Origin of the sequence: Mesorhizobium sp. M0518, assembly GCF_040321125.1 — a bacterium.
Classification (GTDB): domain Bacteria; phylum Pseudomonadota; class Alphaproteobacteria; order Rhizobiales; family Rhizobiaceae; genus Mesorhizobium.
Genome location: NZ_JAMYQY010000002.1, coordinates 32,328 through 58,336, shown reverse-complemented (window position 1 = coordinate 58,336; position 26,009 = coordinate 32,328). Strand labels below are relative to the sequence as shown.

The window sequence follows — 26,009 nt, the reverse complement described above, 5'->3', positions numbered from 1 at the left end:
GCCCGGCGAGCGGGCATCTTGTCGATCCGCTTCCCGCCCATGTCAACGATCTCGAACTGCCAGCCTATAGGATGTGTAGATCAGCCCGAATGCCATTGCAGTGAGGAAGGCCACCACTAGCACCACCAGGACCCCAATAATCAACAAGAAGGCACCCTTGGCGTCCATTCTCAACCCTCAATTCACGGTTCTATCGACGATATAGCGCGGCGCGTAGAGCCTAGCCAGCGGGCGTTCCATTAGCCGCTGTGGCTTTAGCGGAGACGCGTCCTAGGCTGGCGGGCGTTTGTGGATAGGGGGCAAATTGGTGCCAGCCGTGGTTTCGGGAGGCCGAAATATTTCGCGCGCAAAAGGCCGCCGCCATACTGGCCACCGGCGCTTTCGGTCTCAAATGGCTGCAGGCTTGGCTGTAGCGGTATCGCGGCGCGCCAGAAGCTTGTCGATCCGCCGTCCGTCCATATCGAGGATTTCGAAGCGCCAGCCCTCATAGTCAAAGTGTTCACCGGCTTCCGGGAGGTGGCCGAGCCGAGATAGGGCGAAACCCGCGATCGTGTGAAAATCACCTTCCGCAGACCCTGATCGAAACCCGAGGCGAGTGAATGCGTCGTGCGCCAGCATCATTCCGTCGATCAGCAGGGCACCATCGTCACGCTCAACGATGTCAGGGTCCTCGCCCTCCATGTCGGGAAGGTCACCTGCGATAGCTTCCAGCAGGTCTGTCTGTGTGACGATCCCTTCAAGAGCGCCATACTCGTCGATGACGATCGCCAGGCGCACCGGCGCCCTCTTGAACTGATCGAGCACGCGGAAGATTGGCGTTCCCTCGTGAACGATTACGGGTTCGCGGATGACCGCCATCGGATCGAGCGTTTTCCCGTCAAGCACCTGGTCAAGGAGATCCTTCTTCAGGATCATGCCGAGCGGTTCGTCGATCCCGCCACGGCCGACCAGAAGCTGCTCATGGCGACATTCGCGGATAGTGCGCAGAATCTCGTCTGGACTGTCGTCAGCGTCGATCCAGTCGATATCGCGTCGCGGTGTCATGATGTCGGCAATGCGCCGATCGCCGATATTGAAGACACGCTCGACAAGTTCCTGTTGGGTCTGGTGGAGCAACCCTGCCTCCTGGCTTGCCGCGACGAGCAGCTTCAGCTCTTCGGGCGAATGCAAGGACTCTTCGCCTGTGCCTGGGCGCAGACCGCAGAGACGCAGCACCAAATTGCCGAGCCCATTCAAAGCCAAAATCGCCGGCCTCAGCAGAAACAGAAACAGGCCGAGCGGGCGTACGACCCACAGTGCCGTGCCCTCGCTGCGCTGGAGCGCCAGGCTTTTCGGCGCCAATTCGCCCAGGACAATGTGAAGAGCGGTGATGATGATGAAGGCGATTGCGACGGCGATCGTGTGCGAAGCTGCCGTGGCGAGCGACCCCATTAGTCCTAAGAGGAGTGGTTCGATCAGATGGGCAAGTGCGGGTTCGCCAATCCAGCCGAGCGCCAGCGATGAAATGGTGATGCCGAGCTGGGTCGCGGCAAGATTGGCGTCGAGATTGACCAAAGCTCTTTGAAGCCGTCCGGCGTTCAAGCGCCCGGTTGCAGCCAGTTCGTCGACGCGGCTGCGTCTAACCGCTACCAGGGCAAACTCAGCGGCGACAAAGAAGCCGTTTGCGCCCACGAGTACGAGAACCAACAAAATTCCAAGAATGTCGCGTAGACTACCATCGTCCGCCGGCATGATATCCTCTGTATGAAAAAGCTACGGTCATCTCTGAAGCGTATTTGACGCTATCGCGCAACCGCCGTTCGGCCTTGAGCATCATGCGGAGCTATCACGGTAGCGTCGCTGACTGCCGGTCAATGAGAGGCAGAATGACCAACTCCTCTTTGGAGACCTGTTCTATCAAAAAGCCCGTCGGCGTAACCGGCGGGCGACATCGGACAGAAAAATCAACCGGTCTTGCCGACCGAACTCAAACTGGCTTCTCGGTGATCAACGTCAATGGCAGCGCTGCGGACAGGTCGCCTTTGATCCAGTGATTTATCAAAATCACCGCGATCCCGGCGAGGATCGCCAGCACTATCATCCAAATGATCTTCTGAAGATCGGTCATCTCATCATCTCCCGAGGCGCACCAGAAGCCTGATGCGAGCCAGCATCCGGTCTCGCCGACTGCCGTTGTACGCAGAATGAATAGCCACCCCGGACATCGCGGCTCACCATGCTGAAGGTCGCGCTGGCGCGCTAGCGGACTCTTATCTGCGTTTGTCGGCGTTCGTCCGAATTACTTCTCGCGGCCGGCAACCGGACGTTCGCCCTTCGCAGAGGCGCGTTGAACAATTGAGCCATTGGCGAGTAACTTTTGCGACAGCTCGACCTTCACGATTCGGTCTTAGGCCTATGGAACGAGCGTCTTGAGGCGACGTACGTCATCAGCGGCCTCTGCCAACAGCCAGTCGCGGAACGTCGTGATTTTGGGCAGCGTCGACGTGGCCTTGGGACAGACGATCCAGTAGGTCTTGGACAATCGCAGAGCCGTGGCGAATGGTCTTACGAGGCGCCCGTTGATGAGGTCCCAAGCCGCAAGCGTGGTGCGGGCGAGTGCGACACCCTGGCCGTCGACAGCGGCGTCTATGACCATGCTGGCGCGGTTCAAGACCGGTCCGTGGGAGAGTTCGGCATGGACCACGCCGGCGGCCTCGAGCCATTCCGACCAGTCCTTTCGGTCATCAAGATGCAGCAACGGAAATTTCAGCACATCGGACGGCTCGCGCATCCGCTGGTGAAGTTTGGGACTGCAGACCGCGAACAGTTGCTCGGAGCACAGGCGGACAACATCATGCCCCGCCCAGTTGCCATCGCCATGCCGCACGGCAAGATCGACGTCCTCTCTGGCGAAGTCGACGTGATGCATGGTTGCGGAAATCCTGAGATCGATGTCCGGATGCGTCTCGGCAAACCTGCCAAGGCGGTTTACCAACCACTTGGCGGCAAAGTCGGGCGACGTGCTGACCGTGAGCGCTCCGGCCCGAGATAGATGCTGGATGCGTTGCGTGCCGAGAGCTATACGATCGAAGGCATCGCGCACCACCTCCAGATAGGAGAGGCCGGCCCGTGTGATGCTCAGCTTTTGACGTTCGCGATCGAACAGCCTGATGCCCAGTTCGAGTTCGAGCGCCTTCACCTGATGGCTCACCGCACCCTGCGTCACGGAAAGTTCGTCCGCCGCCCTGGTGAAGCTCTCGTGGCGTGCCGCCGCCTCGAAGGCTTTGAGGGCGTTGAGTGATGGCAGTCGGCGGGCCAATTTCGCACCAAGTCATGAGAAAAATTGGGCCAAGCACGAGAAACCATGCTTTGCGCCCGTGGGCAGATTGGAGCATTTCCGCACCACACGTCAACCAGCGCACTGCGGAAGGATGAGAAATGTTGAACCCCCTTCTGATTGAGACGCCGAGGCGTTCATCGCCACGGACAAGTGCCCAACGCGTCATGGAAAATTTAGTGCGCTCGACGGCATCGGTGGCGCGCTGGATCGAAATCCATCGCCAACGGGAACAGCTGGCCGAACTTGAAGACCATCAGCTGGCAGACTTGGGTCTGAGCCCTGCGCAGGTTCGGAAGGAATGTGCAAAGTGGCCGTGGCAGGCCTAATTCTCGACGGAGGCCGACATCCTCACGGGCAGCGCACTGTCATCATTTCGCTTGTCGTTGCCAAGTCAGGCAAGGCATTTGCGGCGGCCACTAACCATCCCGACGTTCCTCTGGCGGACGAACCTTACGGAACATTGCAAGCAGAAGGATGTCGTAGACAATTTTCAGGGCGCCCGCGATGAGCAGTGGCCAACCGAAACCGGAAATTGCCAGCAGCGAGCCGGCAAGCATCGGACTGGCGGCCGCCGCGAGGCTGCGAGGCACGGCAGTGACACTCGCCGCCGCCGCTCGCTCACCCGGCGTCACCACCGCCATGACGTAGGAGGTGCGGGTCGGTACATCCATCTGCGACAAGGCGCTCCTGATAAGCAGAAGTACGATGACCGGACCGAGGCTCGGCATGAAGGGAATGAGCAAAAGGCAAAGACTGGACGGCAGGTGCGTAAACACCATGGTGTTTACGAGCCCGATCCGTTTGGAGATTTGCACTGCCACCAGATACGACCCGGCCGACAGGATGCCGTCAAGAAGAAGATCGCACCCGTAAAAGCGAGCGATAGGCCGAACTGTTGGAAAAGCCAAAGAGCCAACAATGACTGGACCACGAAGCCTCCCGCAAAGGCATCGAGGCTCAAGAGCGCAGCGAGCGTGAGGACGATGGCTCGAGACTTGCGCAATGGCTCCGCCGGTACCGTCTCACGGATAGGGCGTGAGGAAGCTCTTTGGCAACGGCTGGTGCTGATCGTTGACGATCTCCACAGGGCGCGACTCGAAAACCACTTCACCAGTCTTGTATGAGAACGCACCGTCCTTTGCGATCAGAGAGCCGAGGGCGAATTTGCGGGATTTGTTCCAATCGCCTTTTGCTGCGACGAAGTCACTGAGCAACACGATGTCCTCGTCGTTGGACCGCATGTAGTCGAGCAGCGCGGTAGACTCCCCAAGTGCTTCCTTGCGTCCGACCCAGTCGATACATCGCCGAAACAACTTCGGATCGAAACATTTTGAGCGGAAGGAGTCAGCGCCGTTGTCGTCGCGATCGGTGTCGCGCATCGACTTTGTCGTCCACAGCTCGGACTCGAAATCCCGAAGCTGACCCGAGACATTGCTTCTCAGCTGCGACTTTTGAGCTCCGCCTTCCCCGTGCGTGGCAAAGAGGTCGGAGAGTCTCTTCATCTCGTCGATGGCCATGCTGCCGTAGAATGAGCAGAAGGCGAAACCCTGCGTCAGGGCATGGTCGTTCAAGACGATTTCCAGGCCGTTGCCGATCAGCGTGACATATCCGAGCACTCTGCCAAAGACATCAACCGCTCCACCGATCCCATCCGCCAGGATTCTGACCTTCGCGTCGACCAGAACTTCCGGAGTGGCCGAATTGAACGAGCCGATGCCGAGCTGCGTCCTTAGGCCGTTGGCGAAAAGATCGGTGCAGAGTTTGCCATAGGGCTGGCGATAGGACTTCTGCCGGGCAATGTGCTTGGCGATCCATTTGGCATAGTCGCCGTCGAACATGCCTTCGCGATAGTTGGGCGAATAGTGCGTTTCCGGCGCATCAATGCCCTGCAGCCGGACGGAAAGCGACACTCCTCCGGCTTTGCGGAGGATTGACTTGAATTTCTCCTCTCCTGGATTGTTGTCGTCGGGTTGAAACGTGCCACCTCTTTCAAAAAACGCTCCAACATTCGTCGAGGCCCCGTCCCCGACATACTGCGCTGACGCAAGGTCGGGAATGAATTTCAAGGTGTCGACGTCTGACGAACCGTGAGGCCAATATTGAAAGACGTCGACTTTGCCTTGGATATCAACGACGCCCATTTCATGCCCTCTCGTTTAGTTTAAAACAGGATGAGTTCGGCCTTGAAATATTGCAAGAACATCACGAGCGCCGAGTACGCTTTTAACCGCCCGGAAGGCGATTGATCAGATCTGGATCAGGCAAGTAAGTGGATGGAATCGCCGTCAGGTGACTCGAGATCGCTAGCTAGTCTGACTGTGCATCTGCCGCTCGATCGCCGCCGCCGTACGAAGGCTCAGCGCGGCGAGCGTCAAGGTTGGGTTCGCTGTGCCACTACTTGAGAAAACGCTCGAACCGACGATCCAAAGGTTTGGAACGTCATGTGACCGGCCCCAACGATCGACGACGGAATTTGTCGGCTCGTCGCCCATGATGCACGTTCCCATTATGTGCGCAGCGGTGTTCCATTTTCCCGGGGGCATTTCCTGTTCGTTCTCGATCGTTGCGCCCATTACACCAAACAGATCCTTCGCTGTGTCGAAGCCTTCATTCAAAGCTGATCGCACATAATCACCAACATCGAAGGTAAATCGAGGTCTCGGAATCCCCAATGCATCAAGCTTTGATGAAAGATCAATCTGATTTTTACTTTCTGGAAGCATCTCAGTGGAAAAGCTTAACCGTAACATCTTCGGTATCTGGCTTGCAATCTCACTCGGCAAAGCAGAACCGAACTTTCCGCCACTTAGAAGTTTGTCGATCACGGTGGCAGGCGAACCGGCGCGTCCCCAGCCGTCGTTGCCGATCGTCATGCGGAAGGCACTGCGGTTGCTGCGGAAGGCGCCGTCCCGAAATGCTTCAATACTGGAGATCGTTTGGGGCCCTCGAAACGGATAGAGCGGCTCGGGAAACAGGGCGGTTACCTCAAATTGGATGTGATCCATTAGATTTCGCCCCACCTGATCGCTTCGATTAGCGAGATTGCCCGACATCAGCAGGATCTTCGGAGTCTCGATCGCGTGAGCCGCGAGCACCACGACCTCCGCACTGACGGACCGTTCCTTCTGTGGATCGTCAGACCGCCAGTTCTTGTAAAAGACTTGGCGCACTCGCCCATCTTCCTCCTTACCAAGGCGAGTCACCACGGCAGCTTTTTTCAGTTCGACCCGACTACCCGGATCCTGAAGCACCCGCCGTAAATGAACCGTTGCATCATACTTGGCTTGGATTGGACACAGCGGAATACAATTTGAATGGCCCTCGCAGGCCGGTCGTTCATCATATTCGACGGTGTTTCGAGCTTGCGGCGTGGTAACGACTTGCACCGTCCTTCCTCGCACCGTTCTTCCCTCGATGCGATTCTTGACTAGGTGATCACTGTATCCAAATGGGATGCCGCGCATGGGAAACGGTTGACTGCGGTATCCACCGTGGAGCCCGTCCCACTCTTCGTGATTCCCAGAAACGCCGAGTTCCGTCTCAGCTTGGCAATACCAAGGCTCCAGTTCGTGGTAGTCGAGCGGCCAATCGCGGCCTACGCCAAAATTAGTCTTGAGTTTGAAATCGCTGGGGATGAACCGAGGGCAATTCCCTCGCCATGACCATGTGCTTCCGCCGACCATGCGGTTGTAACCGGCTTTGAACGGATCCGTGGTAGCTAGCGTATAGTCGTAGTACTTCTCCTTCCCTTGGTCCCTCTGCTCTGCGAGACTGAGCTGGGACTTTTCTGGTGCTGGCGCAAAAATTCGGCTTTCGAGGTCCATGTATGGCGCATACATGTCACCGCGGCTGCCCTGAGAATCCATAGTGTGGTGGAATTGGATCCGTTGGCCGGCTGTGATGCCGTTATCCCCAGCCTCGATGATCAAAATCTTATAGCGACGAGAACGGCTGAGTTTCCAAGCACAAAGGGCACCGGCGACACCAGACCCTATGATGACAATGTCGTAGTCGCTTGCCATGATCATCTCCGGCCGCGGGCAGGCGGCACCAAATCCATACTCAAGGCTGCTTGGTCCAATACCCGTGCGGCTGGTTTGAAAAACCGATAGGGTGCGCCCTGATGAGAGGCCAAACAAGGCCTTCCTCATAGTAACCGCCGTCGAGGAGTTCCCCCATCGCCTCAGCCTTGAACTGCGAGAAGTACCAGATGTTCACGATCTGCTTGGCGACGAACTCGTTATTTTTGTAACCTTGCGTCGCCTTCAACGCTGATAGTAACAGGTCGTCTATCTTGGGTTTTGGTTCGATCGATGTAATAGACTTATAGGCGTCGATCAGGACTCTTAGTCCATCGGGAAGCACTGACAAAAGGCGTCGACGATATTCCGCAGCGATTGGGCGAGCCAATGTTGCATCCTCGGGATCAATGACAATATTGTATTGACCAGTAAGCAACGCTGATAATTCTAAGAATTCATCGATTTCGTCCCGCATTGCATTCACCCCATGCATTTATGCGCGCCAGCGAACTCAGTAAGAACCTTGCATACTGCGGGATATATGTCCATCACAGTTGTACATAGGCCGAGGGACCGCCGACGATCAGTTTCCCGGACCAGTCAGAAATGCCACCAACCTGACCGTGTTGGGATGGCGCTCGTCTAAGCTTGCTGTTGTTTAGGTCAAACAGCCTCAGGCCGATGAAATCTACCAAACCGCCACGCCGGCAAGCACAATGCCGGCAACGCCCTGGGTGATCGCTTCGAACAGGTGCGACCTACCTTCGACAAACCACACCAGGCGTTCGCGCAGTAGGATCGACAGAATTCCGACGGCTGATAGCGTGATCGGCACGCCAATCATCATCGGGCCAGCGAACAGGATGCCGGCCGCCGGCACGCCGCGCGCGATCGCAAACGTCATGACGAACAGCGTGAGCGGACAAGGAATCAGTCCGGCCATGACTCCGACGGCTTCGCCTTCGTGCTTGTGATGATGCCCATGGCTGAGTGCCCGCCACAGCATCCATAGGCCGATCAACCCAAGCAGTCCGCGGCTGATGTCTTCCAGCAGAGGAGCGCGGCCAACGCTCTCCAGGGCGATTGAGACAAGCGGGAAGGAAAGGACCGCAATCAGAACCGCGGAGGCCGTGAGAAACCTTTGCGTCCGAACCCGCCAGATACGTACGGGGCCAGGACCGCCTTGCTGTGTCCTGGTCGTTGCCAGGTCAGGCACGCATTTTGCACCTGCTACTGCCCATCCCGTCGCTCCTCCGGCGGACGAACCTTTCGGAACATTGCAAGCAGAAGGATGTCGTAGACAATCTTCAAGCCGCCCGCGATGAGCAGTGGCCAGCCGAAACCGGACACAGCGAGCAGCGAGCCGGCAAGCATCGGGCTGGCCGCTGCCGCGAGGCTGCGCGGGACGGCGGTGACACTCGCTGCCGCGGCGCGCTCGCCAGGTGTGACCACCGCCATCACGTAGGAGGTGCGGGTTGGGACATCCATCTGCGACAATGCGCTCCGGATCAGCAGAAGGACGATCACCGGAGCGAGGCTCTTCATGAACGGAATGAGCAACAGGCAAAGGCTCGACGGCAGGTGCGTGAACACCATGGTGTTCACCAGCCCGATCCGCTTGGAGATTTGAACAGCCACCAGATATGACGCGGCTGAAAGCACGCCCGTGCAGAAGAAGATTGCGCCCGTTGTGGCGAGGGACAGGCCAAAGGTTTGAAAAAGCCAGAGTGCCAGGAGGGACTGAACCACAAGCCCGCCGGCAAATGCGTCCATGCAGAAGAGTGCAGCAAGCGTGAAGACGATGGTTCGAGACTTGCGCAAGGGCTCCGCCGGCGCCGCACTTTCGTCCATCGATTCGTCCGGCAGCCGCCGATACAGCAAAAGCGCTCCGACCCCAAGCAATGCATACAGCAGGAAGGCAAGCTGGAGAGCTTGCTTGATCTCCAGGCCAACAAGCTGCCGCAGGAGGTCGGGTGCGCCAGCCGCCAGAGCGCCAACAGCCCCGATGAGGGAACCGACAACGCTGTAGCGGGCAAACAGCGCGGTGCGGTCCCGATCCGTGACACTGTGCGCGAGCTGCGCATGTTCCAGTGGCAGAAACACGCTTACATCGCCGGAGGATGGGTTCAACGTCCCGACGAATGCGACCACGAGCAGCGGCCAGAAATCCTGAACGAGCGCGAAGGCAACTCCCGTGGCGACCATCAGGACGGCGGCTGCGATTAGCAGAGAGCGACGGGAGAAATGGTGTGCGCCAAACCCGACTGCCAGGGTGAGCGCCGCCGAACCCGCGAGCGTCGCCGTCGCGAGGACCCCGATCTCGAAAGCGTTGAAGCCGAGCGCAGCCAAATAGGCCGGAAGCAGAAGACTGACGAGTCCATCGCCAAACGCCCGTAGTCCTCTGGAAGCCAGCAGGTACTTAGCTGCCGGCCCAGCACCGGTAGGCAGGAGCGCAAACCTTCGTTTCTTGACTGGTTCGCGCGAAACATTGATCGGAGTTTGGGCTGTCAACGACGTCTCCTGCCCTGAGGATGGTTACGCCGACCGCACAGCTCAGATCGATCCTGTTGCGAGGCCATAGAAAAGGCCGAGGACCGAGCATGCCGCCAGCACCGGGATCATGCCGATCTTGAAACGGAACACCGCGAGAAGAGCACCGATCGTCAGGACCAACGACGGAATGTTGACGGAGCTGAGCGCCGGTACGTCCAGCCTCATGCCTAGCCAGCTGACCGCATGCAGTTCGCGGAACAACACATGAAGCGCGAACCACACCGCCAGGTTCAGGATCACACCCACCACCGCCGCCGTGATCGCCGACAGTGCTGCTGAAAGGGCTTTGTTGCCGCGCATCGTCTCCATGAACGGCGCGCCGAGGAATATCCACAGGAAACAGGGGACGAAGGTTACCCAGGTCGTGAGAAGACCGCCGAGCGTTCCGGCGACCAGCGGGTTGAGCATTCCCGGCGCCCGGTAAGCTCCCATAAAGCCGACGAACTGGGTGACCATGATCAGCGGACCCGGCGTGGTCTCGGCCATACCGAGGCCGTCCAGCATCTCGCCTGGCTTGAGCCAGCCATAGTGCTCGACACCTTGCTGAGCGACATAGGCGAGCACTGCATACGCGCCGCCGAAGGTGACCATCGCCATCTTGGAGAAGAAGATGGCTATGTCGGTGAAAACGTTGCCTTGTCCAAGCAGCACCAGAAGCCCGAGGACAGGCACGAACCAAAGGAGCAGGCATACAGCGGCGATCTTCAGCGACCACCGCAAAGATGGCCGGGCGTGGGCCGGCACCCCTTCCCCAAGTGCGGTATCGGCATCAGCGACCTGCTTGCCGCCGACCTTGCCGTGGCCATTACCAGAGCGAAATGAAGCCCAGCCCGCCCGCCCTCCGACGAAACCGATCACACCCGCGGCCAGGATAACCAGCGGGAATGGCGCCTGGAAGAAGAACAGAGCGATGAAGGCCGCGGCGGCGAGCCCGACCATGACATTGTTCTTCAGTGCCCGCCTGCCGATCCGCAGGACCGCTTCGAGCACGATGGCCAAGACCGCCGCCTTCAGGCCGAAGAAGAGCGCCTGGACCGCGCCGACATTGCCGAAAATCGCGTAGATCCAGCTCAGCACCATGATGGCGATCGCCCCGGGCAGCACGAACAGGATCCCCGCCACGAGGCCGCCCTTGGTCTTGTGCATGAGCCAGCCAATATAGATGGCCAATTGCTGCGCCTCCGGACCGGGCAGCAGGGTGCAGTAGTTGAGCGCATGCAGGAATCTGGTCTCGCCGATCCAGCGTTTTTCTTCCACGATGATCCGGTGCATCATGGCGATCTGGCCGGCCGGGCCGCCGAAACTGAGCATTGCGACGCGAGCCCATACGCGCATGGCGGCAGCGAACGAAACGCCATGGTCGTGAGTGTCGGCCGACGACGGTTGGGTCGCGATGGGCTGCGCTAGATTGGCCATTGTTCGAGTCCTGACGGTCATCCGCGTTTCTTGCGGAAATACTGATGGAGGTTGTCGAAGACAGGAGCGCCCTGCGCGATCCGTTGCTCGTCGCTCTCGTTCGCCATGGCAATGCCAGCGATCAGGCTGGCGATGCCCGTCGCCTCCTCGCGGCCGAACTTGCCGTCCTTGAGGTCGATGTCATGGACGATCTCGGCGATGGCCTGGAGTGCCGAGTCGTTCATTCCGACGCGGGTAAGCAGCACCTCAAAGCTGCAACGGTCACCCTCATGGGTGATTTCGCCCTCGAACATGTCGAAACGCAGTTCCCCTTCGTTCGGAACGTAACCCTTGCCCGCCACGAAGCGGATGACCGCATCCGGGTCGATGAAGCGGCGGATCAGCCAGCTGCAGGCAATGCGGTCAACGTGCACGTCCCGGCGCGTGACCCATACCCGGCCCTTGAGATCGCTTGCCTCGATCGGCTTCTTCGGTTCCATGGCCATCCCTTTGTCCTCTGTTACCTGTGACTCGAGATCGGCGATCAGCCCTTCGACCGCCAGGCGGCCGGTAGCGCCGAAGAAGTCGATCGCGGCGACTTCGGCGAGCCGCTTTCGCAGGCGGCCGAGTTGCGGACGCGCCTCGGCATGCTTTTCCGACGTCGCGTCCGACTTGATCCCAGCCGCAAGAACGCGTGCGTCGTTGGCGATCTCGGCGTAGTCGGCGTCACGCGCCTCGTCGAACAGCGCCCGGACCTGGGCGTCCGACAAACCATCGACAAGGCGCGCCTCGCACATCATGGCCTCGCCGCCGCCCGCGACGATCTCCTTGAGAAGCCATTCGAAATCCTCCTGCATCTCGGCATTGGCCGGCAGGGCGTAGACGGTGCTTTTGACTGCGACCGCGCCGATGCCTTGCAACCGTCGCCAGATCTTCACCCGGAAGTAAGCGGGTTTGCTTGGCAGTTGATGGATCAGGAGCAGCCAGCGCTGCTCCTGCGATTGCCCCTCGCTCATAAGTGAACCGTATCACTAACAAATCCAAATGCAACACTTGTATCATTTTCCATTCAGGCATAGCGTTCGCCTCCTCACGGATGGGCCGTGCCGCAGAGTGGGGAAACCGATGCCACACCAGATCATGCCGCTGCCGTTCAAGCCGCCTCGCCTCGTCGGCCTATCCGAGCGGCTGTTGGCAAGCCACTACGAAAACAATTACGGCGGTGCCGTTCGTCGCCTCAATGCCATCGAACAGCGGCTCGATGGACTCGACTGGGGCGCGGCACCAGTCTTCGATATCAACGGTCTGAAGCGCGAGGAACTGGTCGCCGCCAACTCAGCGATCCTGCACGAAATCTATTTCGATGGGCTCGGTGGCTCCGGCGACGCCGGTGACGATCTCGCCGCCGCGCTGGAGCGCGACTTCGGCAGCGTGGCCGCCTGGCGCGCCAAGTTCATGGCCTGTGCGAAGGCACAGGCCGGCGGTTCGGGATGGACCCTGCTGACCTGGTCGGAGCGCCGCGATCGGCTGACGATCCAATGGGCAGCGGATCACACCAACTGTCTCGCCGGCGGCGTCCCGATCCTCGCGCTCGACATGTACGAACATGCCTACCACATGGATTTCGGCGCCAAGGCCGGCGCCTATGTCGATGCCTTTATGAAGAACATCCATTGGGAGCGGGTTGGTGCCCGCCACCGCCGAGCCGTTGCGCAGCGTGATCCTTCAACAGGATCTGCATCGGACGACACGGTTCCAGCGGTCGCACCAGAGGAACTGCGGGCGCGCCTCGATCGAGGAGACGATCTCGTGGTGCTCGACGTCTGCCTCGCCGAGGATCTGGCAAAGCGCAGCGATATGCTGCCGGGGGCCAAGCTCCGAGCTCCCGAGAAGATCGCCGATTGGGCGGGTGATCTGCCGAAGGGCAGACCCGTCATCGTCTATTGCGTCTACGGCTTCCAGGTCAGCGGCGACGCCGTCGCCGAACTGCGTCGCCGCGGCGTCGATGCAACCGCGCTTTCAGGCGGTATTGCCGCCTGGCATGCGATCGGCGCGCCAACGGTCCCTCTGGTGATGAGCGAAGAAAGGATTGCGTCATGAAATGGGTTACCCGCGAACGTCCGGTCATCGACCGCATCGCTTGCCCTTGGCTGATTGCACGCTTTATCGACAAGGAATCTGAGTTCCTCTTCGTGCCGCCCGATCAGGTGATCCGTGTTGCCCAGGAAACGGGCGCGACGCCCTATGACGTGCCCGGCGTCGAATTCACGCATGTCGGTGATGGCTGCAGTTTCGACACCTTCGTTTCCAAATACGGCCTTGAGCGCGACCCGGCCATCGTAACCATTGCCGCGATCGTGCGGGGCGCCGACACGGATCGGCACGATCTCACGCCGCAGTCGGCGGGGTTGCTGGCGATCTCCATGGGGCTGCGGGACCTGACGCCTGACGACCACGAGGTGCTGAAGCACGGCTTCGTCATCTATGACGCGCTCTACGCGTGGGCTTCGGGCCGCAGAGCGGAAACGCACAGCTGGCCGCCGGCCTCGAAGCCGGCAGCCGCATAACAAATTGGGCAATGGGGGCAGATCACAAGGAGAAATCCCATGCATGCAAAACTCGTGACCGGAGCACTCCTGATTGCGATGTCGGCGCTGCTCCAACCGGCATCGGCGGCACCCGATTGGCAAACAGTCGCACAGGCGCTTGGCAAATCCGGAGCCGAGATGCCTGGCGGTGTCTATCGGGTGGGCTTGCCACGAACCGACCTGAAGGTATCGCTCGATGGCGTGGCCCTGAAACCAGGGTTTGCGCTCGGAGGCTGGATCGCGTTCGAACCCATGGGGAAACAGGCCATGGTCATGGGTGACATCGTCTTGACACAGGACGAGGTGAACCCGGTCATGATGAAGCTTGAAGAAAGCGGCATCGAAATCACCGGGTTGCACAACCACTTGCTGCGTGCGGAGCCGATGACACTCTACATGCATGTCTTAGGCCAAGGCGACCCGGTCACGCTCGCAACAGCACTTCATGCCGGATTGGCGCTGAGCAAAACACCGATGGGAGGCGGCGCCCAGCCGCAAGCCGCTCCGCAGGTCGAGTTTGACGCGGCCGGTGTCGACCAAACCATCGGTTACAAGGGTAAGGCCAATGGCGCGGTCTACCAGTTCACCATTCCGCGCGCCGAGCCGGTCGAGGAAAATGGAATGGAAGTGCCGGCGGCGATGGGCTCGGCAATAGCGATCAATTTCCAATCGACAGGTGGCGGCAAGGCCGCGATCACGGGTGATTTTGTGCTGACGGCAAAGGAGGTCAATCCGGTTATCAAAGCCATGCAGCACGACGGCATCGAGATCACCGCGCTGCATAGCCATATGCTCGATGAGCAGCCCCGGCTCTTCTTCATGCATTTCTGGGCGAACGACGATGCGCAGAAGCTGGCGAAAGGTCTGCGCGCAGCCCTCGACAAAGTTGCGGTCAAGAAGAGCTAGGTCGGCCTCTGGCGAGGGTGCAACCCGGCTCGGGCAAACAGTCACGCTGAGTTCGCACGGATGGCGCTATTGCGCCGTCCAGACCGCCATCCATCGGCAAGGTTCACGCTTTGCGTCCAGCTGTCTGCTTGAACGTCTTTCAGCGCGCAGAGATTTGCCAGATGGCTACACTGGCGAGCACAAGGCCTGCCGCGCCTTCGATAGAGCGGGAAATGATATCGAACAGGCGCGGCCGGCTGTCGAAAAAATGCACCAGACGCTCCCGAAACAGGATCGACAACACCGCCACGCAAGACAGCGTCAGCGCCACCCCGACCATCATGGTGATCGCGAAGAGAATGCCGGCGACCGGAACGCCCCTGGAGATCGCGAAGGTCATCGCAAAGAGCGTGAGCGGGCATGGAATCAAGCCAGCCATGACCCCCACCGCCTCGCCTTCGTGCTTGTGGTGATGATGGCCATGGCGGAGGGCACGCCAGATCATCCAGACACCGATCAGGCCAAGCAGGCCGCGACTGACGTCTTCCAGTAGCGGCGCACGGCCAACACTGCCCAGGGCAATGGACACCAATGGCAACGAAAGCGCCGCGATCAGCACGGCAATCGTCACATGCGTGAAGGAAAGTGTCAGCGACACCAGAAGCCCACGCCGGACACTAACATCCGATCCTGCGAGATAGGTGGCAAGCACGGCTTTGCTATGGCCTGGCGTCAGGGCATGCGCCGCGCCGAACAGAACGCCCATCGGCAGAAACGCCGTGAAGGCCAGCCAGCCGCCGCCGGCCGAGAGCAGCTTGATCTGCTCGCCTAGCGCCAGATAGATCGTACGCTGGAATTCGACGAGGGTTTGGAACATCAGGCTGGAACCGGCCTCATCCGCAGGTCAATTCAAAGCGCATGGCGAAGACTCACTTCGGGTTTGCTGTTGAGGCAGGACAGCTGGCATTGCAAGCAGGCCGAATTGCGACACGTGGCTGTTTCTTCAGAACAGGTCGCCATTCAGCCAGCGCGTGAGCATGATCACAGCGATCCCGGCGACGCCTGGCCTGGCTGGTCCTTGTTCGCGCGAATATAGTTCAGGTTCATGGTACCGACGGCGCCGATATCGCTGACCTGGAATCCGCTCTCGGTCAACAACGAGGCGACCGAATGCATATCGACATGACCATGCTTGTGGAGCCTGGGCAATCTGGACTTGCGCACCGGCCTGCCGAAATCGATGAGCAACAACCGGCCTGCTGGCTTCAAGACGCGTGCCGCCTCGCGGATAAAAGCCGATCGAACGGGCTTCGACAGATGATGCAGCATCAGCGTGCCGACGACGATGTCGAATTGCGCGTCCTTGAAGGGAAGCTCCTGCGCCGTCCCTTTGACGAAAGTCAGATCGAGACCGGACCGCTCGGCCTTGGCGAGCGCCCTCTCGATCATTTCGGCCGACGCATCGACGCCTGTGACGCTGCCGTCCGAACCGACCAGCCGCTTCGCGGCAATGGCAAGGGTCCCCGTTCCGCAGGCGACATCGAGCATCGCTTCGCCGGGCTGGAGCTTTGCCGGGCGAAGCATGAGCTCGCGAAAGCGGCCCTCGCGCCCGAAGGTCAGAGCGCGCGCAAGCAAGTCATAGGCCGCCGCCCGGTGCAGGACGATGCCGATGCCCCTGTCGCTCGCGCCGTGCGCACCGTTGCCAACGAGCCCCCTGTGACGCACGCTGCCCCACAGCGCCAATCCCGCGATCACCGCAAGGACAAGGCCGTGAAATGCCGCCGTCCAGGCGCCGGCCTGAACATAGCCCATGCCCAATTTGGCGAGGACGAGGAAGCCGGCGACCAGCGACAGTTTGGCAAGCAGGGCCAACGTTATCACCCTCTTGCGCGAATGCGGTCCGTTACCGGCGTGATGATCAGATGAGTGCATGTCTGGCGACCTTCTGCTTCATTGCGGCGTGCCCAAACCCGATTTGAGCTCCTGGACTTGGCGTATCATAATGGACACAATGTCTGGAAATGCTGTTGTCGGACACCGGACCGCCGAATGTCCGAAACCGGGCACTGCAGAGGGCCATGACCATGAAAATCGAACGTGCGGGTGAGCGGAACACGATCGATCGACGCGTCGCGCGGACGCGCGGCCTGCTGCAGGACGCGCTCATCGCCCTGATCCCGGAGCAGGGATATGCTGCCATCACCGTCGACGACATTTGCCAGAGGGCCAATGTCGGCAGGTCGACCTTCTATACCCACTATGCCGACAAGGATGCTCTGCGCAGCGCGACCATCGAGGCGCATCTGCGGTCGATAGGCCGCAGGCGCGAGACGGCAGGTCAAGAAACAGGTAGCCGCCTGTTCGAGTTCAGCCTGCCCATGTTCGAGCACGCCCATGCATTCCGACCGCTTCACCACGCATTGCTTGCAAGCAGCGGCGATACGATCCACGACGAATTGCGTGAGCGTATCCGGCGAGCCGTTCGGGAAGAACTCGTCGAGAAACGGATCGGCGATCGCGGCTTGCCTGCCGAATTCGCCATTCAGTTCATCGCCGGCGCATTTCTCGCGATCCTCGCCTGGTGGGTCGCTTCCGACATGAACCTTTCACCGACACAGGCAGATGACCTGTTCCAGAGGATGGCGGGAAAAGGTATCGGCGCCTAATGTGTGCAGAGTTCCGATTCCTGAACCGCGATTGATCTTGGGGCAGCGAGCCTGATCGGCGAGAGGCCCGGCGTAGCGGCAGCCAGCGCGACGAACCGGCTCCGCCTCAACCGCACGTCAATTCTAGGCGTGTCGCGAAAATCTTGCCGAGATTGGTTCCCGTCGGGTCAGTGAAGAACGCGTCTGTCAGGCTCTTCTGGTTCTGCGCGATCGCCGTGTCGGGATCCGGACGCACGACGGCGCGCGAGCAGCCTTGAGGCAGGCCAGCCACAGCAATCTTGTCGTCGTCGGTGAAATCGATCGCCGTGTAGAAGGTCGGGTCGTAGACGCCGATGCTGACTTTTCCAGCAAGGGCCAACGGGTCCTTCGGCTGCGTTTCGAACTGGATGACGAGTTGGTCGTTTTCATAGCTGACGCTGAATTTTGGCGGCGGCGCCATCGTCACGTCCTTGCCGTTCAAGGTCACCATCTGGAAGTAGTTGTACTCGGCCAGCGACGCATGGATGGTGAGAGCGACTTCATCGAGTTCCTTGGCGTCAAGGACAAGGTCGGAATTCTTGTCGAATTCCATCAGCACGGTGCTGGAAAAGAGATCGTCGAAACGCCAGAGATGCCGAAGCGACTTGACCGTCTTGTCTGGGCTGACGGTCAGATCCAGCTTCGCTTCGGCAAACACATGCGGATGGGCGTTCACCATCACGGTGGAAGCTAGCAGCAGTGCCGCGCCTGATACCATGCCTGCCAGTCGCATTTTCACTCGCACTTCATCGTTTCCGGGTCAGGCAAGACGTCTGCCATTGCAAGCAGGCCGAAATAGGACGTACTCTCTGCATGCCATCCATGCAGCGCGACTTATACCGGAGCGGCCACCCAAAGTCGCCCTTCAGCCAGTGGTTGAGCATGATCAACGCGATGCCGGCAGGATTGCCAGCGCTATCATCCAGATGATCCTTTGCCTATCGCTCAACTTCCTGGTCCGGATCAATGCCGAGGATGGGTCCTACCGCGCGTTCCTTGCAAACGCAAAAAAATCCGCGCCTCTTGCGAGTGACGGGCCATCGAGGATTGCGGACTGGAATTTCACACACCGTTGCTGCATATCGTCCACATGGCCGAACGGCGCGGAATACTGGCATTTGTGGTTGGCGCGGTCGTCGGTTCGCTTGGCGGACTAATTGGCCTTGGCGGGGCAGAGTTCCGCCTTCCCTTCCTCATCGGGCTGTTCCGGTTTGCCGCTCTTGAAGCGGTAATTCTGAACAAGGCCACCAGTTTGGTGGTGGTTGCGTCTGCCCTGCCCTTCCGGGCCGCTACCGTCCCTTTAGCCACCGTCGCAGCTCATTGGCCGGTCATTCTCAATCTGCTGGCCGGTAGCCTAGCCGGTGCCTGGTTCGGTGCGGGTTGGGCAACAAGGCTCAAATCCGAAACGCTCTATAAGGTGATTTCCGCACTGCTGCTGCTAATCGCCATCGTCCTAGTCTTCGGCCACGATCAGAGCTTAACAAGCCTGCCGCCTTTCAGCGGGCCGGCCTTGATCATTGCCGGGATCATCGCCGGCTTCGCCATCGGCGTCGTGGCGTCGTTGCTTGGTGTAGCCGGTGGGGAACTGCTTGTCCCCACGCTCGTCCTGCTTTTCGGGATCGACATCAAGCTTGCCGGGAGCATGTCGCTTGCGGTGAGCCTTCCGACGATGATGGTCGGTTTCACCCGCTATTCGCAGGACCAAAGCTTTGGCGTAATTGCGAGGAACAAATGGTTCGTGGTCCTGATTGCTGCGGGGTCGATTGTCGGGACATGGATCGGCGGCATGTTGTTGGGCATCGTGCCAGAGAAAGTGCTGCTGCCTCTGTTGGCTGCTATCCTCGTCATCTCGGCCTACAAGGTGTGGCGCCACGAGTAGCACCGTCGGAATCACTACCCTTGGTCGCCATCGGCCGCCTGTTCACCCCGATTAATCATCGACTATCGAGCTTGCAATGATCATGCTCGACTTGATCCGGGACCTTGGCGACGTCAAATGGACAAGCTGCTTGCGATTGCCGGCAATCAATATGTAGAGTTTGGAGACGTGAGCCCCGTTTCTGTCCTCGCCGATTTTTTCCGCATCAGTCCGGGCGAAGAAACGCTCCTCGAAAGCCGCACGGTCGACATCGAACAGCCTGATTGAGCAGGTTTGCACGGCCTTGCCGTTCAAGGTGGCTTTTGTCACCGCGATCATGGTTCTGGCAGGGAGGTCGTCGCCAGTCGCCTCCCAGCCCTGGAAAGCATCTACGTCATCGACCGGAGCAAGCGCTGCGTCGCCGGACAGCGGTGTCCATCCGCGTCTCCCGGCTACAGCGGCGGTTCGCTCGAAGTCAGGCCCATGGGCAAGACAAATCGCGTGAAAAGCTTCCAACGCCAGATCGACATTATCGGCATGCGCCAGCGGCGATGTCAGCCACACAGCCGCAAACGCCAGGACAAAAAATGCCTTCGACATTCAGCGCGCCTCAGTCAGGAGAACGGAACAATCCACACGATCAAGATGGACCCTCTGGCAGTTTGGTCAAGAGAGCCAGCAATGACCCTCCTTCAGATCACCGGGCGGCGCGCGCTATCTGCAAGGTGACAGGCGGCAACGCCGCCGTGGGGCACCATCCGCAACAGGGGTTCCTCGACCCGGCAGACATCAATCGCGACTGGACAGCGCGTGTTGAACCGGCACCCCGGAGGTGGCGCGCTCGGACTTGGCGGATCGCCGGCTAGAATGATCCGGCGGCGCCCGGCTTCGATGCGAGGATCGGGAGAAGGAACAGCCGACAGCAGCGCCTGGCTGTAGGGGTGGGCCGGCTCGCGAAACAGCGGCCGGGTCACACCGGCTTCCGAAATGCGGCCGAGATACATCACCGTCACGTTCGAGCAGACTTCGCGCACGATCGCCAGGTCATGCGCGACAATGACGATGGTCAGACCAAGCTGCTTCTGCAACGACGTAAACAGGTTGACGATCTGCGCTCGGATCGAAACGTCGAGCGCGCTGAGCGGTTCGTCGCAGACCAATATGGATGGTTTGAGGGCGAGTGCGCGCGCAATCGAAACGCGCTGGCGCTGGCCGCCGGAGAGCGACCTTGGCAAACGGTCGAGCACGGTCGCGGGCAGCGCAACCAGATCCAGAAGCTCGGCGATGCGGCGGCGGCGCTCCGCCGACGAGCCGAGGCGATGGATCTGCAGCGGCTCCTCCAGCGTCTGATAGACGCTCTGCCGACGGCTCATCGACCCCAACGGATCCTGGAAGACGAACTGGACTTCGCGGCTGAACGACTTCCTGTCCGATTTCAGCCATTCGGCGCGATCCCTTCCTCCAATCAAGACAGTGCCCTCGCTCGCCTTCTGCAAACCGACGATGGTGCGCGCCAGCGTGGTCTTGCCGCAGCCGGACTCGCCGACAATGCCGTGGAACGCGCCGCGCGCGACCGACAGGTCTATACCGTCGACCGCCCGCACCGCGCCGATGCCCGAGCGGTTAGCGAAATGCACCTTCAATCCCCTGACCTCGATCGCCGGGACATCAGACATGGACAGCAATCCCTTCTCGCCGAAGCACGACCGGGCAGGCCACGCGATGCGGATTTGCCGAGATCGATATCGTCTGAAGCGGAGGTCGGTGTTTTCGGCAACCGGCTTCGACCAGTTCGCAGCGGTCGGCGAAACGGCAACCCGGCTCCAGCCTGATCTGGCTTGGCGGCAGGCCCGGTATCTCGCGCGTAGCCACATTGTCGTCAGCACGAAAATCCGGCACCGATGCGAGCAGCCCACGCGTATAGGGATGGACCGGCTGGGTCAGCACATCCATCGCCGTCCCCTCCTCCGCCACCTGTCCGGCGTAAAGCACGATGACGCGGTCCGCGACGGAAGCAACCACGCCGATGTCGTGCGTGATCAGCACGACCGCGATGCCGTCCTCGTGCTGAATCTGGCGGATGAGCTCCAGAATTTGTGCCTGGACGGTGGCGTCCAGCGCTGTAGTCGGCTCGTCGGCAATCAGCACGCGCGGCCGGGCCGCCAGCGCCAGCGCGATCATCGCGCGTTGCAACATGCCGCCCGACATCTCGTGCGGATAGCGGTTGTAGCGATCCTCAGGGTCCGGAATGCCGGAGCGTGCCAGAAGCGAAACCGCTTGCTTGCGCGCAGCCTCGCGCGACAGGCCGGCGAAACGGCGCGCCTGCCGGGCCAGTTGCGGGCCGATTTTCAGCATCGGGTTGAGCGCGCTCATCGGGTCCTGGAAGATCACGCCGAAATAGCGTCCGCGCAGATCCGATAATTGCCGGGAGCCGATGCTGAGCAATTCGCTTCCGTCCGCTTGCGCCGACCCCTTCATATCCACCGTCACGCCCTCGGGCAGCAGACCGAGCGGCCCGAGCGTCATGACGGTCTTTCCCGAACCGCTTTCGCCGACGACCGCGACCGTTTCTCCAGGACGGACGTTGAACGACACCCCATCCACAGCCCGCACCGAGACGGTGGTGGCGTAGAGATCGATGACCAAATTCTCGATCGCATAGAGCGGCTGATTGTCACTCATGCTGAAGTCGTCCCGGTTTCGACGGCGTTGCGCTCGGCTTCTTCGCGAGCGCGCGCCCTTCGGCGTTTACGCAACGTCGCGCCGCGAACCGGCCGCGGCACCTTTTGCAATGCGAAAGCTTCGCCCAGAAGATTGAAGCTGACCACGACCAGCGTCAGCGCTAGGCCGGGCAGGACCACGAGCCGTGGAACCTCCTCGATGTAGCTCATGCCGTCGACGAGCATCTGACCCCACTCCGGCGTTGGCGGCGCGACGCCAAGTCCAAGAAAGCTGAGCGTAGCGATGGCCAGTACAAGAGCGCCGGCATCGGCGCTTGCATAGACGACGACCAGGGCAAGTACATGCGGCAGGATATGGCGGACAAAAATCCACAGATGGCCAGCGCCCATGACCCTGGCCGCCTCGATATAAGGCTGCTGCAACTCGGCCGTGACGACTGCGCGGCTCATGCGGGCATAGTTCGCCCACCACGCCAAGGTGAGCGCCGTGATCATCGACCAATAGCCGGTGCCCAGAATGCCGATCAGCGCCAGCGCGATCACCAGGCTCGGAAGCGCCAGCGCAATATCGATGAGGCTGATCAGGACAAGCTCGACACGTCCCCCGACGTAGCCGGCAAAGGAGCCGATCGTCACGCCGATCGCCAGTGCGGCGACGAGCACGATCACCATCGCCACCAGGGAAATGCGGGCGCCGCCGACGATGCGGCTGAGGACATCACGGCCGAGATAGTCGGTGCCGAGCCAGTGGCTCCAGCTCATGCCCTCCAATGTCGCCGAATAATCCTGCGCGCTTGGATCGTAAGGCATGATCACCGGGGCAAAGATGCCGACGAGCACAAAGCCGATGACGGGGAGCAGCACCAGCCACGGCCAGCCCTTGATATCCTTGATTGCGGAAATGTTCATCGCCTCATGCTCCCCGCGCCCGGCGCATTCGCGGATCCACAACGATGCAAATCATGTCGACAATGAAATTGACCATGACGAAGAAGACGACAAACAGCAGCAGCACCGACTGCATGCCGATGTAGTCGCGGAAGCGTATGGCCTCGATGAAGAAGGCACCGACGCCACGCAATGCAAACACCGTCTCGACGACGATCGATCCGATGATCATCAGCGTGAACTGGGCTCCGAACGTCGTCAGGAACGGAATGGCGATATTGGGCAGCGCCTCGCGCAGCAGCACCTGGGTTCTCGTGTAGCCCTTGGCGAAGCCCGTCGTCGCAAACGGCCGCGACATCGCTTCCTGGAGGTTGACCCGAGCGACGCGGCTGAGAACGCAGGCCGGGAACAGCGCGATCGTCACCCATGGCAGAAGCCATGAGGTGAAGCCGCTGGTGCCGAAGGTGGGCACCCAGCCAAGCATCACCGAAAACACGATGACCAGCAGCGCCGCCACGAAGAAGTTCGGGGTCGACGCGCCGATCAAGGAAAATGCGTGCAGGAACCTGTCCATCACGCCGCCATTGCTGACGGCGCCAGCGATGCCAAGCATAATCGACAGGATGAAGGCGAGAACGCCGCCGCCGGCAAGCAGAGCCGTCGTCATCGGAATGCGGGCGGCAAACTCCTGAGAAATCGGCTTTCCCGTTCGCAGTGAAATGCCGAAATCGCCGGCCAGCGCGCTGGCCAGCCAGCGTCCATAGCGGATCGGCAGCGGGTCGTGAAGGCCAAGCTCGTTGCCGATCTTGGCGATCATTTCGGCGTCCGCGCCGGGGCCCGCCGCACGCTCGGCAATCAGCGCCGCAACATTGCCCGGAGCGGCCGCAACCAGGGCGAATGTCAGCGCGGATGCCGCCAGGATCAATAGGCAGGCAAGCAGCATCCGTCGCAGGATCGTGCGCTTCATCGTCAGGCCTCGCTTGGGCTCGAAGTCTTCAGGCCTTCAGCGTGATCGCCTTGAACGGCAGATCATAGTCGGTCGCCGGGAGCGAGAAATTCTCCGCGCGCGGATTGTGTGCCCACAGTCTCTGGCTGACGACGAGAGGACAGATGGCGGTGTTGTCGTGGAGCCAGTCGTAGAGGGCCTGCATCTTCAGGTCGCGTTCGGCGCCGCTCGCCTCGAGCGCAGCCTTGACGACGCCGTCGAGCGCGTCGGAGACGTAGATCTTGCCGTCAGGGCCGCTGTCGGCGGTCGAGACGAAGGCGTTGCCGAGTGTGCCGTGCGGATCATAGGGCGCTCCATAGGTGGTGAAGAAAGCCAGGTCGTAGTCGAAGGCCGGACGCCGTTCATGCATGGTGGCATTGTCCACCGAGGACACCTGGACCTGGAAACCGACCTCGGACAACTGACCCTGGATCATTTCGGCGATGCGCCGCGACCCTGGCAGGGATTCTTCGGAAACGAGAAAGTCGATGGCCAGCGTAGAGCCAGCCTTGGTCCAGGCGCCGCCGCTGTCGACCCAGCCGCCATCGGCGAGGATCTTCTTGGCCGCCGCCACGTCGCGCACCGGCACGTCATGCCGCTTGCCCGACGACGGCACGTTTGCCGGGAACAGATCGGCGGCCGGGTCGGCAAAGCCCTCGAACAGCACCTTGGCGATCGCCGCCCTGTCGACCGATGCGTAGACGGCGTCGCGGACGGCCTTGTCGGCGATGATCTTCGACTTCGGCGAATAGCCGAGCAGCATCGTCGCCGTGCCCGGCTCGGCCACGACCTTCATGCCGTCGCTTTCCAGCGCGCGAGCGCGGCGCGGCGACAGCGTCGCCACCCAGTCGCCACCGATGACATCGAGGTCGCCCGAGCGCAGACCATTGGCGCGAGCGAGCTCATCGGGAACCACCTTCAATTCCATGCGGCTGAAGAGCGGCTTCTCACCCCAGTATTTGTCGTTGCGAACGAGGCTGGTGCCGCTCGAATCGTATTTTTCGACGATCCACGGACCGGTGCCGATTGGCGCCGTCTGCTTGCCATCCTTGTCGACCGCCTTGGGCGACAGAAAACGGACTGGCCGCACGATGGTGAGTTCAAGCAGTGCCGCCGGCACTGGCCGCTTCAGCTTGACAGTCAACTTGTTCGGTCCGTCCGTGACGATGCTGTCGAATGCATCGGAAACGCCAATCCAGGAAAAATCGCTTACCCCCATCCAGCGCTTGAGGTTCCATTCGGCCGCGGCCGAGTCGAAGGCCGTGCCGTCGCTGAAGGTCACGCCTTCACGCAGATCGAAGGCGATCGAGAGCTGATCGTCCGCGACGGTCCATTTGGTTGCAAGTCCCGGCTCCAGCACGCCGTTCTGGCCATAGTGGATCAGCGCATCGAAGACGATGGTGTAGGTGCTCAGCGTCGACACGTTCTGCAGCAAATCGAGATTGCCGGTCTCCGCGGCGATGGCAATCTTCAGCGTGTCGGTGGTTTCGGAAAAGGCGCTGCGTGGCAGCGCAGCGGCGAAGGCAAGTCCGGCGGTGGAAACAAGGAAATTGCGGCGGTCGAGAGTGATCATGTCAGTTCCCCATTTTTTGATTGATTTTGAATCATGCTAACTCGGATATGCGATATGTCTATACTTATTCGGTCTGCGTCGGCTCAAGAGAAAGGTCGGAAGCGATGGTCGCGAATGTGTTGCCATGAGCCGCTACATCCAGCTCAGTGTCACCGCCGCGAGCGCTAGGTAGCGGCCAACCTTCGCGATCGTGACGATCACGAGGAAGCTCCAGAACGGCTCCCGCAGGACGCCCGCCACGATCGTCAGCGGATCGCCGACGAGGGGCAGCCAGCTCAACAGCAGTGACCATCGTCCATAGCGCTGGTACCATCGCGTCGCGCGCGTCAGTGCGGAGGGCTTCACCGGGAACCATTTGCTGTCGCGAAAGTGATCGACGCCCCGGCCAAGCCACCAATTGACGATCGAGCCGAGCACATTGCCTGCGCTTGCGGAGACGATGAGCAGAGCCGGAGCATAGCTTTCCGTCAGAAGCAGTCCCGCAAGGGCTGCTTCTGATTGCATCGGCAGGATTGTAGCCGCCACGAACGCGGTCAGAAAAAGACCGCCATAGACGGCGAGATCGCCAGGCATGCCGG

26 protein-coding genes and 1 pseudogene are annotated in these 26,009 nt (G+C 60.5%); 6 read left to right on the top strand and 21 right to left on the bottom strand.

Features of this window, described 5'->3' with window-relative positions:
• Nucleotides 1–387 precede the first annotated feature (387 nt).
• The 3 genes from NKI66_RS03160 to NKI66_RS03150 all read right to left on the bottom strand — a co-directional run bounded on the left by NKI66_RS03160 (nucleotide 388) and on the right by NKI66_RS03150 (nucleotide 3,298).
• Nucleotides 388–1,731 carry a hemolysin family protein gene (locus tag NKI66_RS03160; protein ID WP_352750775.1) on the bottom strand — a complete coding sequence of 448 codons (1,344 nt, stop codon included), beginning with the start codon at nucleotides 1,729–1,731 and terminating at the stop codon, nucleotides 388–390.
• 235 nt (nucleotides 1,732–1,966) lie between these two features.
• A complete protein-coding gene (locus tag NKI66_RS03155; protein ID WP_352750773.1) occupies nucleotides 1,967–2,107 on the bottom strand; it encodes a hypothetical protein in 141 nt (46 codons plus the stop codon).
• Between the two features lie 285 nt (nucleotides 2,108–2,392).
• Nucleotides 2,393–3,298, bottom strand: coding sequence for a transcriptional regulator GcvA (locus tag NKI66_RS03150; RefSeq protein WP_352750771.1), 906 nt, complete (start codon nucleotides 3,296–3,298; stop codon nucleotides 2,393–2,395).
• Between the two features lie 119 nt (nucleotides 3,299–3,417).
• Here NKI66_RS03150 and NKI66_RS03145 point away from each other — a divergent pair, with 119 nt between their 5' ends.
• The gene (locus NKI66_RS03145; protein WP_352750770.1) at nucleotides 3,418–3,645 is read left to right on the top strand and encodes a DUF1127 domain-containing protein; all 228 of its coding nucleotides are present in this window, start codon (nucleotides 3,418–3,420) and stop codon (nucleotides 3,643–3,645) included.
• A 90-nt stretch (nucleotides 3,646–3,735) separates the two neighbouring features.
• On the opposite strand, the pseudogene NKI66_RS03140 reads toward NKI66_RS03145, so the two are convergent.
• From NKI66_RS03140 to NKI66_RS03105, 8 genes and pseudogenes are all read right to left on the bottom strand, one after another.
• Nucleotides 3,736–4,322: pseudogene (locus NKI66_RS03140) on the bottom strand (MFS transporter); the annotation flags it as partial.
• 19 nt (nucleotides 4,323–4,341) lie between these two features.
• Entirely contained in the window at nucleotides 4,342–5,460 is a 1,119-nt protein-coding gene (locus NKI66_RS03135) for a hypothetical protein (RefSeq protein ID WP_352750768.1), read from the bottom strand.
• 162 nt (nucleotides 5,461–5,622) lie between these two features.
• The gene (locus NKI66_RS03130; protein WP_352750767.1) at nucleotides 5,623–7,341 is read right to left on the bottom strand and encodes a GMC family oxidoreductase; all 1,719 of its coding nucleotides are present in this window, start codon (nucleotides 7,339–7,341) and stop codon (nucleotides 5,623–5,625) included.
• Nucleotides 7,342–7,381: 40 nt separating this feature from the next.
• A complete protein-coding gene (locus NKI66_RS03125) occupies nucleotides 7,382–7,816 on the bottom strand; it encodes a hypothetical protein (RefSeq protein ID WP_352750765.1) in 435 nt (144 codons plus the stop codon).
• Between the two features lie 213 nt (nucleotides 7,817–8,029).
• A complete protein-coding gene (locus tag NKI66_RS03120) occupies nucleotides 8,030–8,557 on the bottom strand; it encodes an urease accessory protein UreH domain-containing protein (RefSeq protein WP_352750763.1) in 528 nt (175 codons plus the stop codon).
• 14 nt (nucleotides 8,558–8,571) lie between these two features.
• The gene (locus tag NKI66_RS03115; protein ID WP_352751100.1) at nucleotides 8,572–9,789 is read right to left on the bottom strand and encodes an MFS transporter; all 1,218 of its coding nucleotides are present in this window, start codon (nucleotides 9,787–9,789) and stop codon (nucleotides 8,572–8,574) included.
• Between the two features lie 105 nt (nucleotides 9,790–9,894).
• Nucleotides 9,895–11,310 carry a chromate efflux transporter gene (gene chrA / locus NKI66_RS03110; RefSeq protein ID WP_352750762.1) on the bottom strand — a complete coding sequence of 472 codons (1,416 nt, stop codon included), beginning with the start codon at nucleotides 11,308–11,310 and terminating at the stop codon, nucleotides 9,895–9,897.
• 17 nt (nucleotides 11,311–11,327) lie between these two features.
• Nucleotides 11,328–12,305 (bottom strand): chromate resistance protein ChrB domain-containing protein, encoded by a 978-nt coding sequence (locus tag NKI66_RS03105; protein WP_352750760.1) that lies wholly within the window; start codon nucleotides 12,303–12,305, stop codon nucleotides 11,328–11,330.
• 109 nt (nucleotides 12,306–12,414) lie between these two features.
• Between NKI66_RS03105 and NKI66_RS03100 the strand changes: the two genes are divergently transcribed.
• Genes NKI66_RS03100 through NKI66_RS03090 form a run of 3 tightly spaced genes read left to right on the top strand, consistent with a single transcriptional unit; the run spans nucleotide 12,415 to nucleotide 14,783 of the window.
• Complete coding sequence (locus NKI66_RS03100) at nucleotides 12,415–13,389, top strand: Fe-Mn family superoxide dismutase (RefSeq protein WP_352750758.1); 975 nt, start codon at nucleotides 12,415–12,417, stop codon at nucleotides 13,387–13,389.
• The gene (locus tag NKI66_RS03095) at nucleotides 13,386–13,856 is read left to right on the top strand and encodes a chromate resistance protein ChrB domain-containing protein (protein WP_352750756.1); all 471 of its coding nucleotides are present in this window, start codon (nucleotides 13,386–13,388) and stop codon (nucleotides 13,854–13,856) included. Before NKI66_RS03100 ends, NKI66_RS03095 begins: the two co-directional genes overlap by 4 nt.
• A gap of 39 nt (nucleotides 13,857–13,895) precedes the next feature.
• Nucleotides 13,896–14,783 carry a DUF1259 domain-containing protein gene (locus tag NKI66_RS03090; RefSeq protein ID WP_352750754.1) on the top strand — a complete coding sequence of 296 codons (888 nt, stop codon included), beginning with the start codon at nucleotides 13,896–13,898 and terminating at the stop codon, nucleotides 14,781–14,783.
• Between the two features lie 139 nt (nucleotides 14,784–14,922).
• Here NKI66_RS03090 and NKI66_RS03085 read toward each other — a convergent pair whose 3' ends face one another.
• Together NKI66_RS03085 and NKI66_RS03080 are read right to left on the bottom strand one after the other, a co-directional pair.
• A complete protein-coding gene (locus tag NKI66_RS03085; RefSeq protein WP_352750753.1) occupies nucleotides 14,923–15,639 on the bottom strand; it encodes a HoxN/HupN/NixA family nickel/cobalt transporter in 717 nt (238 codons plus the stop codon).
• 164 nt (nucleotides 15,640–15,803) lie between these two features.
• Nucleotides 15,804–16,634, bottom strand: coding sequence for a class I SAM-dependent methyltransferase (locus tag NKI66_RS03080; protein WP_352750752.1), 831 nt, complete (start codon nucleotides 16,632–16,634; stop codon nucleotides 15,804–15,806).
• 206 nt (nucleotides 16,635–16,840) lie between these two features.
• Between NKI66_RS03080 and NKI66_RS03075 the strand changes: the two genes are divergently transcribed.
• Nucleotides 16,841–17,428 carry a TetR/AcrR family transcriptional regulator gene (locus NKI66_RS03075; RefSeq protein WP_352750751.1) on the top strand — a complete coding sequence of 196 codons (588 nt, stop codon included), beginning with the start codon at nucleotides 16,841–16,843 and terminating at the stop codon, nucleotides 17,426–17,428.
• 106 nt (nucleotides 17,429–17,534) lie between these two features.
• On the opposite strand, the gene NKI66_RS03070 is transcribed toward NKI66_RS03075, so the two are convergent.
• Nucleotides 17,535–18,164, bottom strand: a complete 630-nt coding sequence (locus tag NKI66_RS03070; protein ID WP_352751097.1) for a DUF1007 family protein — start codon at nucleotides 18,162–18,164, stop codon at nucleotides 17,535–17,537.
• Between the two features lie 372 nt (nucleotides 18,165–18,536).
• On the opposite strand from NKI66_RS03070, the gene NKI66_RS03065 reads away from it, so the two are divergent.
• Nucleotides 18,537–19,325, top strand: coding sequence for a sulfite exporter TauE/SafE family protein (locus tag NKI66_RS03065; RefSeq protein WP_352751095.1), 789 nt, complete (start codon nucleotides 18,537–18,539; stop codon nucleotides 19,323–19,325).
• A 51-nt stretch (nucleotides 19,326–19,376) separates the two neighbouring features.
• Here NKI66_RS03065 and NKI66_RS03060 read toward each other — a convergent pair whose 3' ends face one another.
• The 7 genes from NKI66_RS03060 to NKI66_RS03030 form a co-directional block, all read right to left on the bottom strand.
• A complete protein-coding gene (locus NKI66_RS03060) occupies nucleotides 19,377–19,904 on the bottom strand; it encodes a hypothetical protein (RefSeq protein WP_352552239.1) in 528 nt (175 codons plus the stop codon).
• Between the two features lie 92 nt (nucleotides 19,905–19,996).
• Nucleotides 19,997–20,980: an ABC transporter ATP-binding protein gene (locus tag NKI66_RS03055; protein ID WP_352552240.1), complete on the bottom strand. Its 984-nt coding sequence runs from the start codon at nucleotides 20,978–20,980 to the stop codon at nucleotides 19,997–19,999.
• Nucleotides 20,973–21,986 carry an ABC transporter ATP-binding protein gene (locus NKI66_RS03050; protein ID WP_352679064.1) on the bottom strand — a complete coding sequence of 338 codons (1,014 nt, stop codon included), beginning with the start codon at nucleotides 21,984–21,986 and terminating at the stop codon, nucleotides 20,973–20,975. Before NKI66_RS03050 ends, NKI66_RS03055 begins: the two co-directional genes overlap by 8 nt.
• A complete protein-coding gene (locus NKI66_RS03045) occupies nucleotides 21,983–22,894 on the bottom strand; it encodes an ABC transporter permease (protein WP_352552243.1) in 912 nt (303 codons plus the stop codon). The genes NKI66_RS03050 and NKI66_RS03045 overlap by 4 nt, the downstream gene beginning before the upstream one ends.
• 4 nt (nucleotides 22,895–22,898) lie before the next feature.
• A complete protein-coding gene (locus NKI66_RS03040; protein WP_352552244.1) occupies nucleotides 22,899–23,840 on the bottom strand; it encodes an ABC transporter permease in 942 nt (313 codons plus the stop codon).
• A 28-nt stretch (nucleotides 23,841–23,868) separates the two neighbouring features.
• Nucleotides 23,869–25,431 (bottom strand): ABC transporter substrate-binding protein, encoded by a 1,563-nt coding sequence (locus NKI66_RS03035; protein ID WP_352552246.1) that lies wholly within the window; start codon nucleotides 25,429–25,431, stop codon nucleotides 23,869–23,871.
• Nucleotides 25,432–25,563: 132 nt separating this feature from the next.
• Nucleotides 25,564–26,004, bottom strand: a complete 441-nt coding sequence (locus tag NKI66_RS03030; RefSeq protein WP_352750748.1) for a YqaA family protein — start codon at nucleotides 26,002–26,004, stop codon at nucleotides 25,564–25,566.
• Nucleotides 26,005–26,009 lie beyond the last annotated feature (5 nt).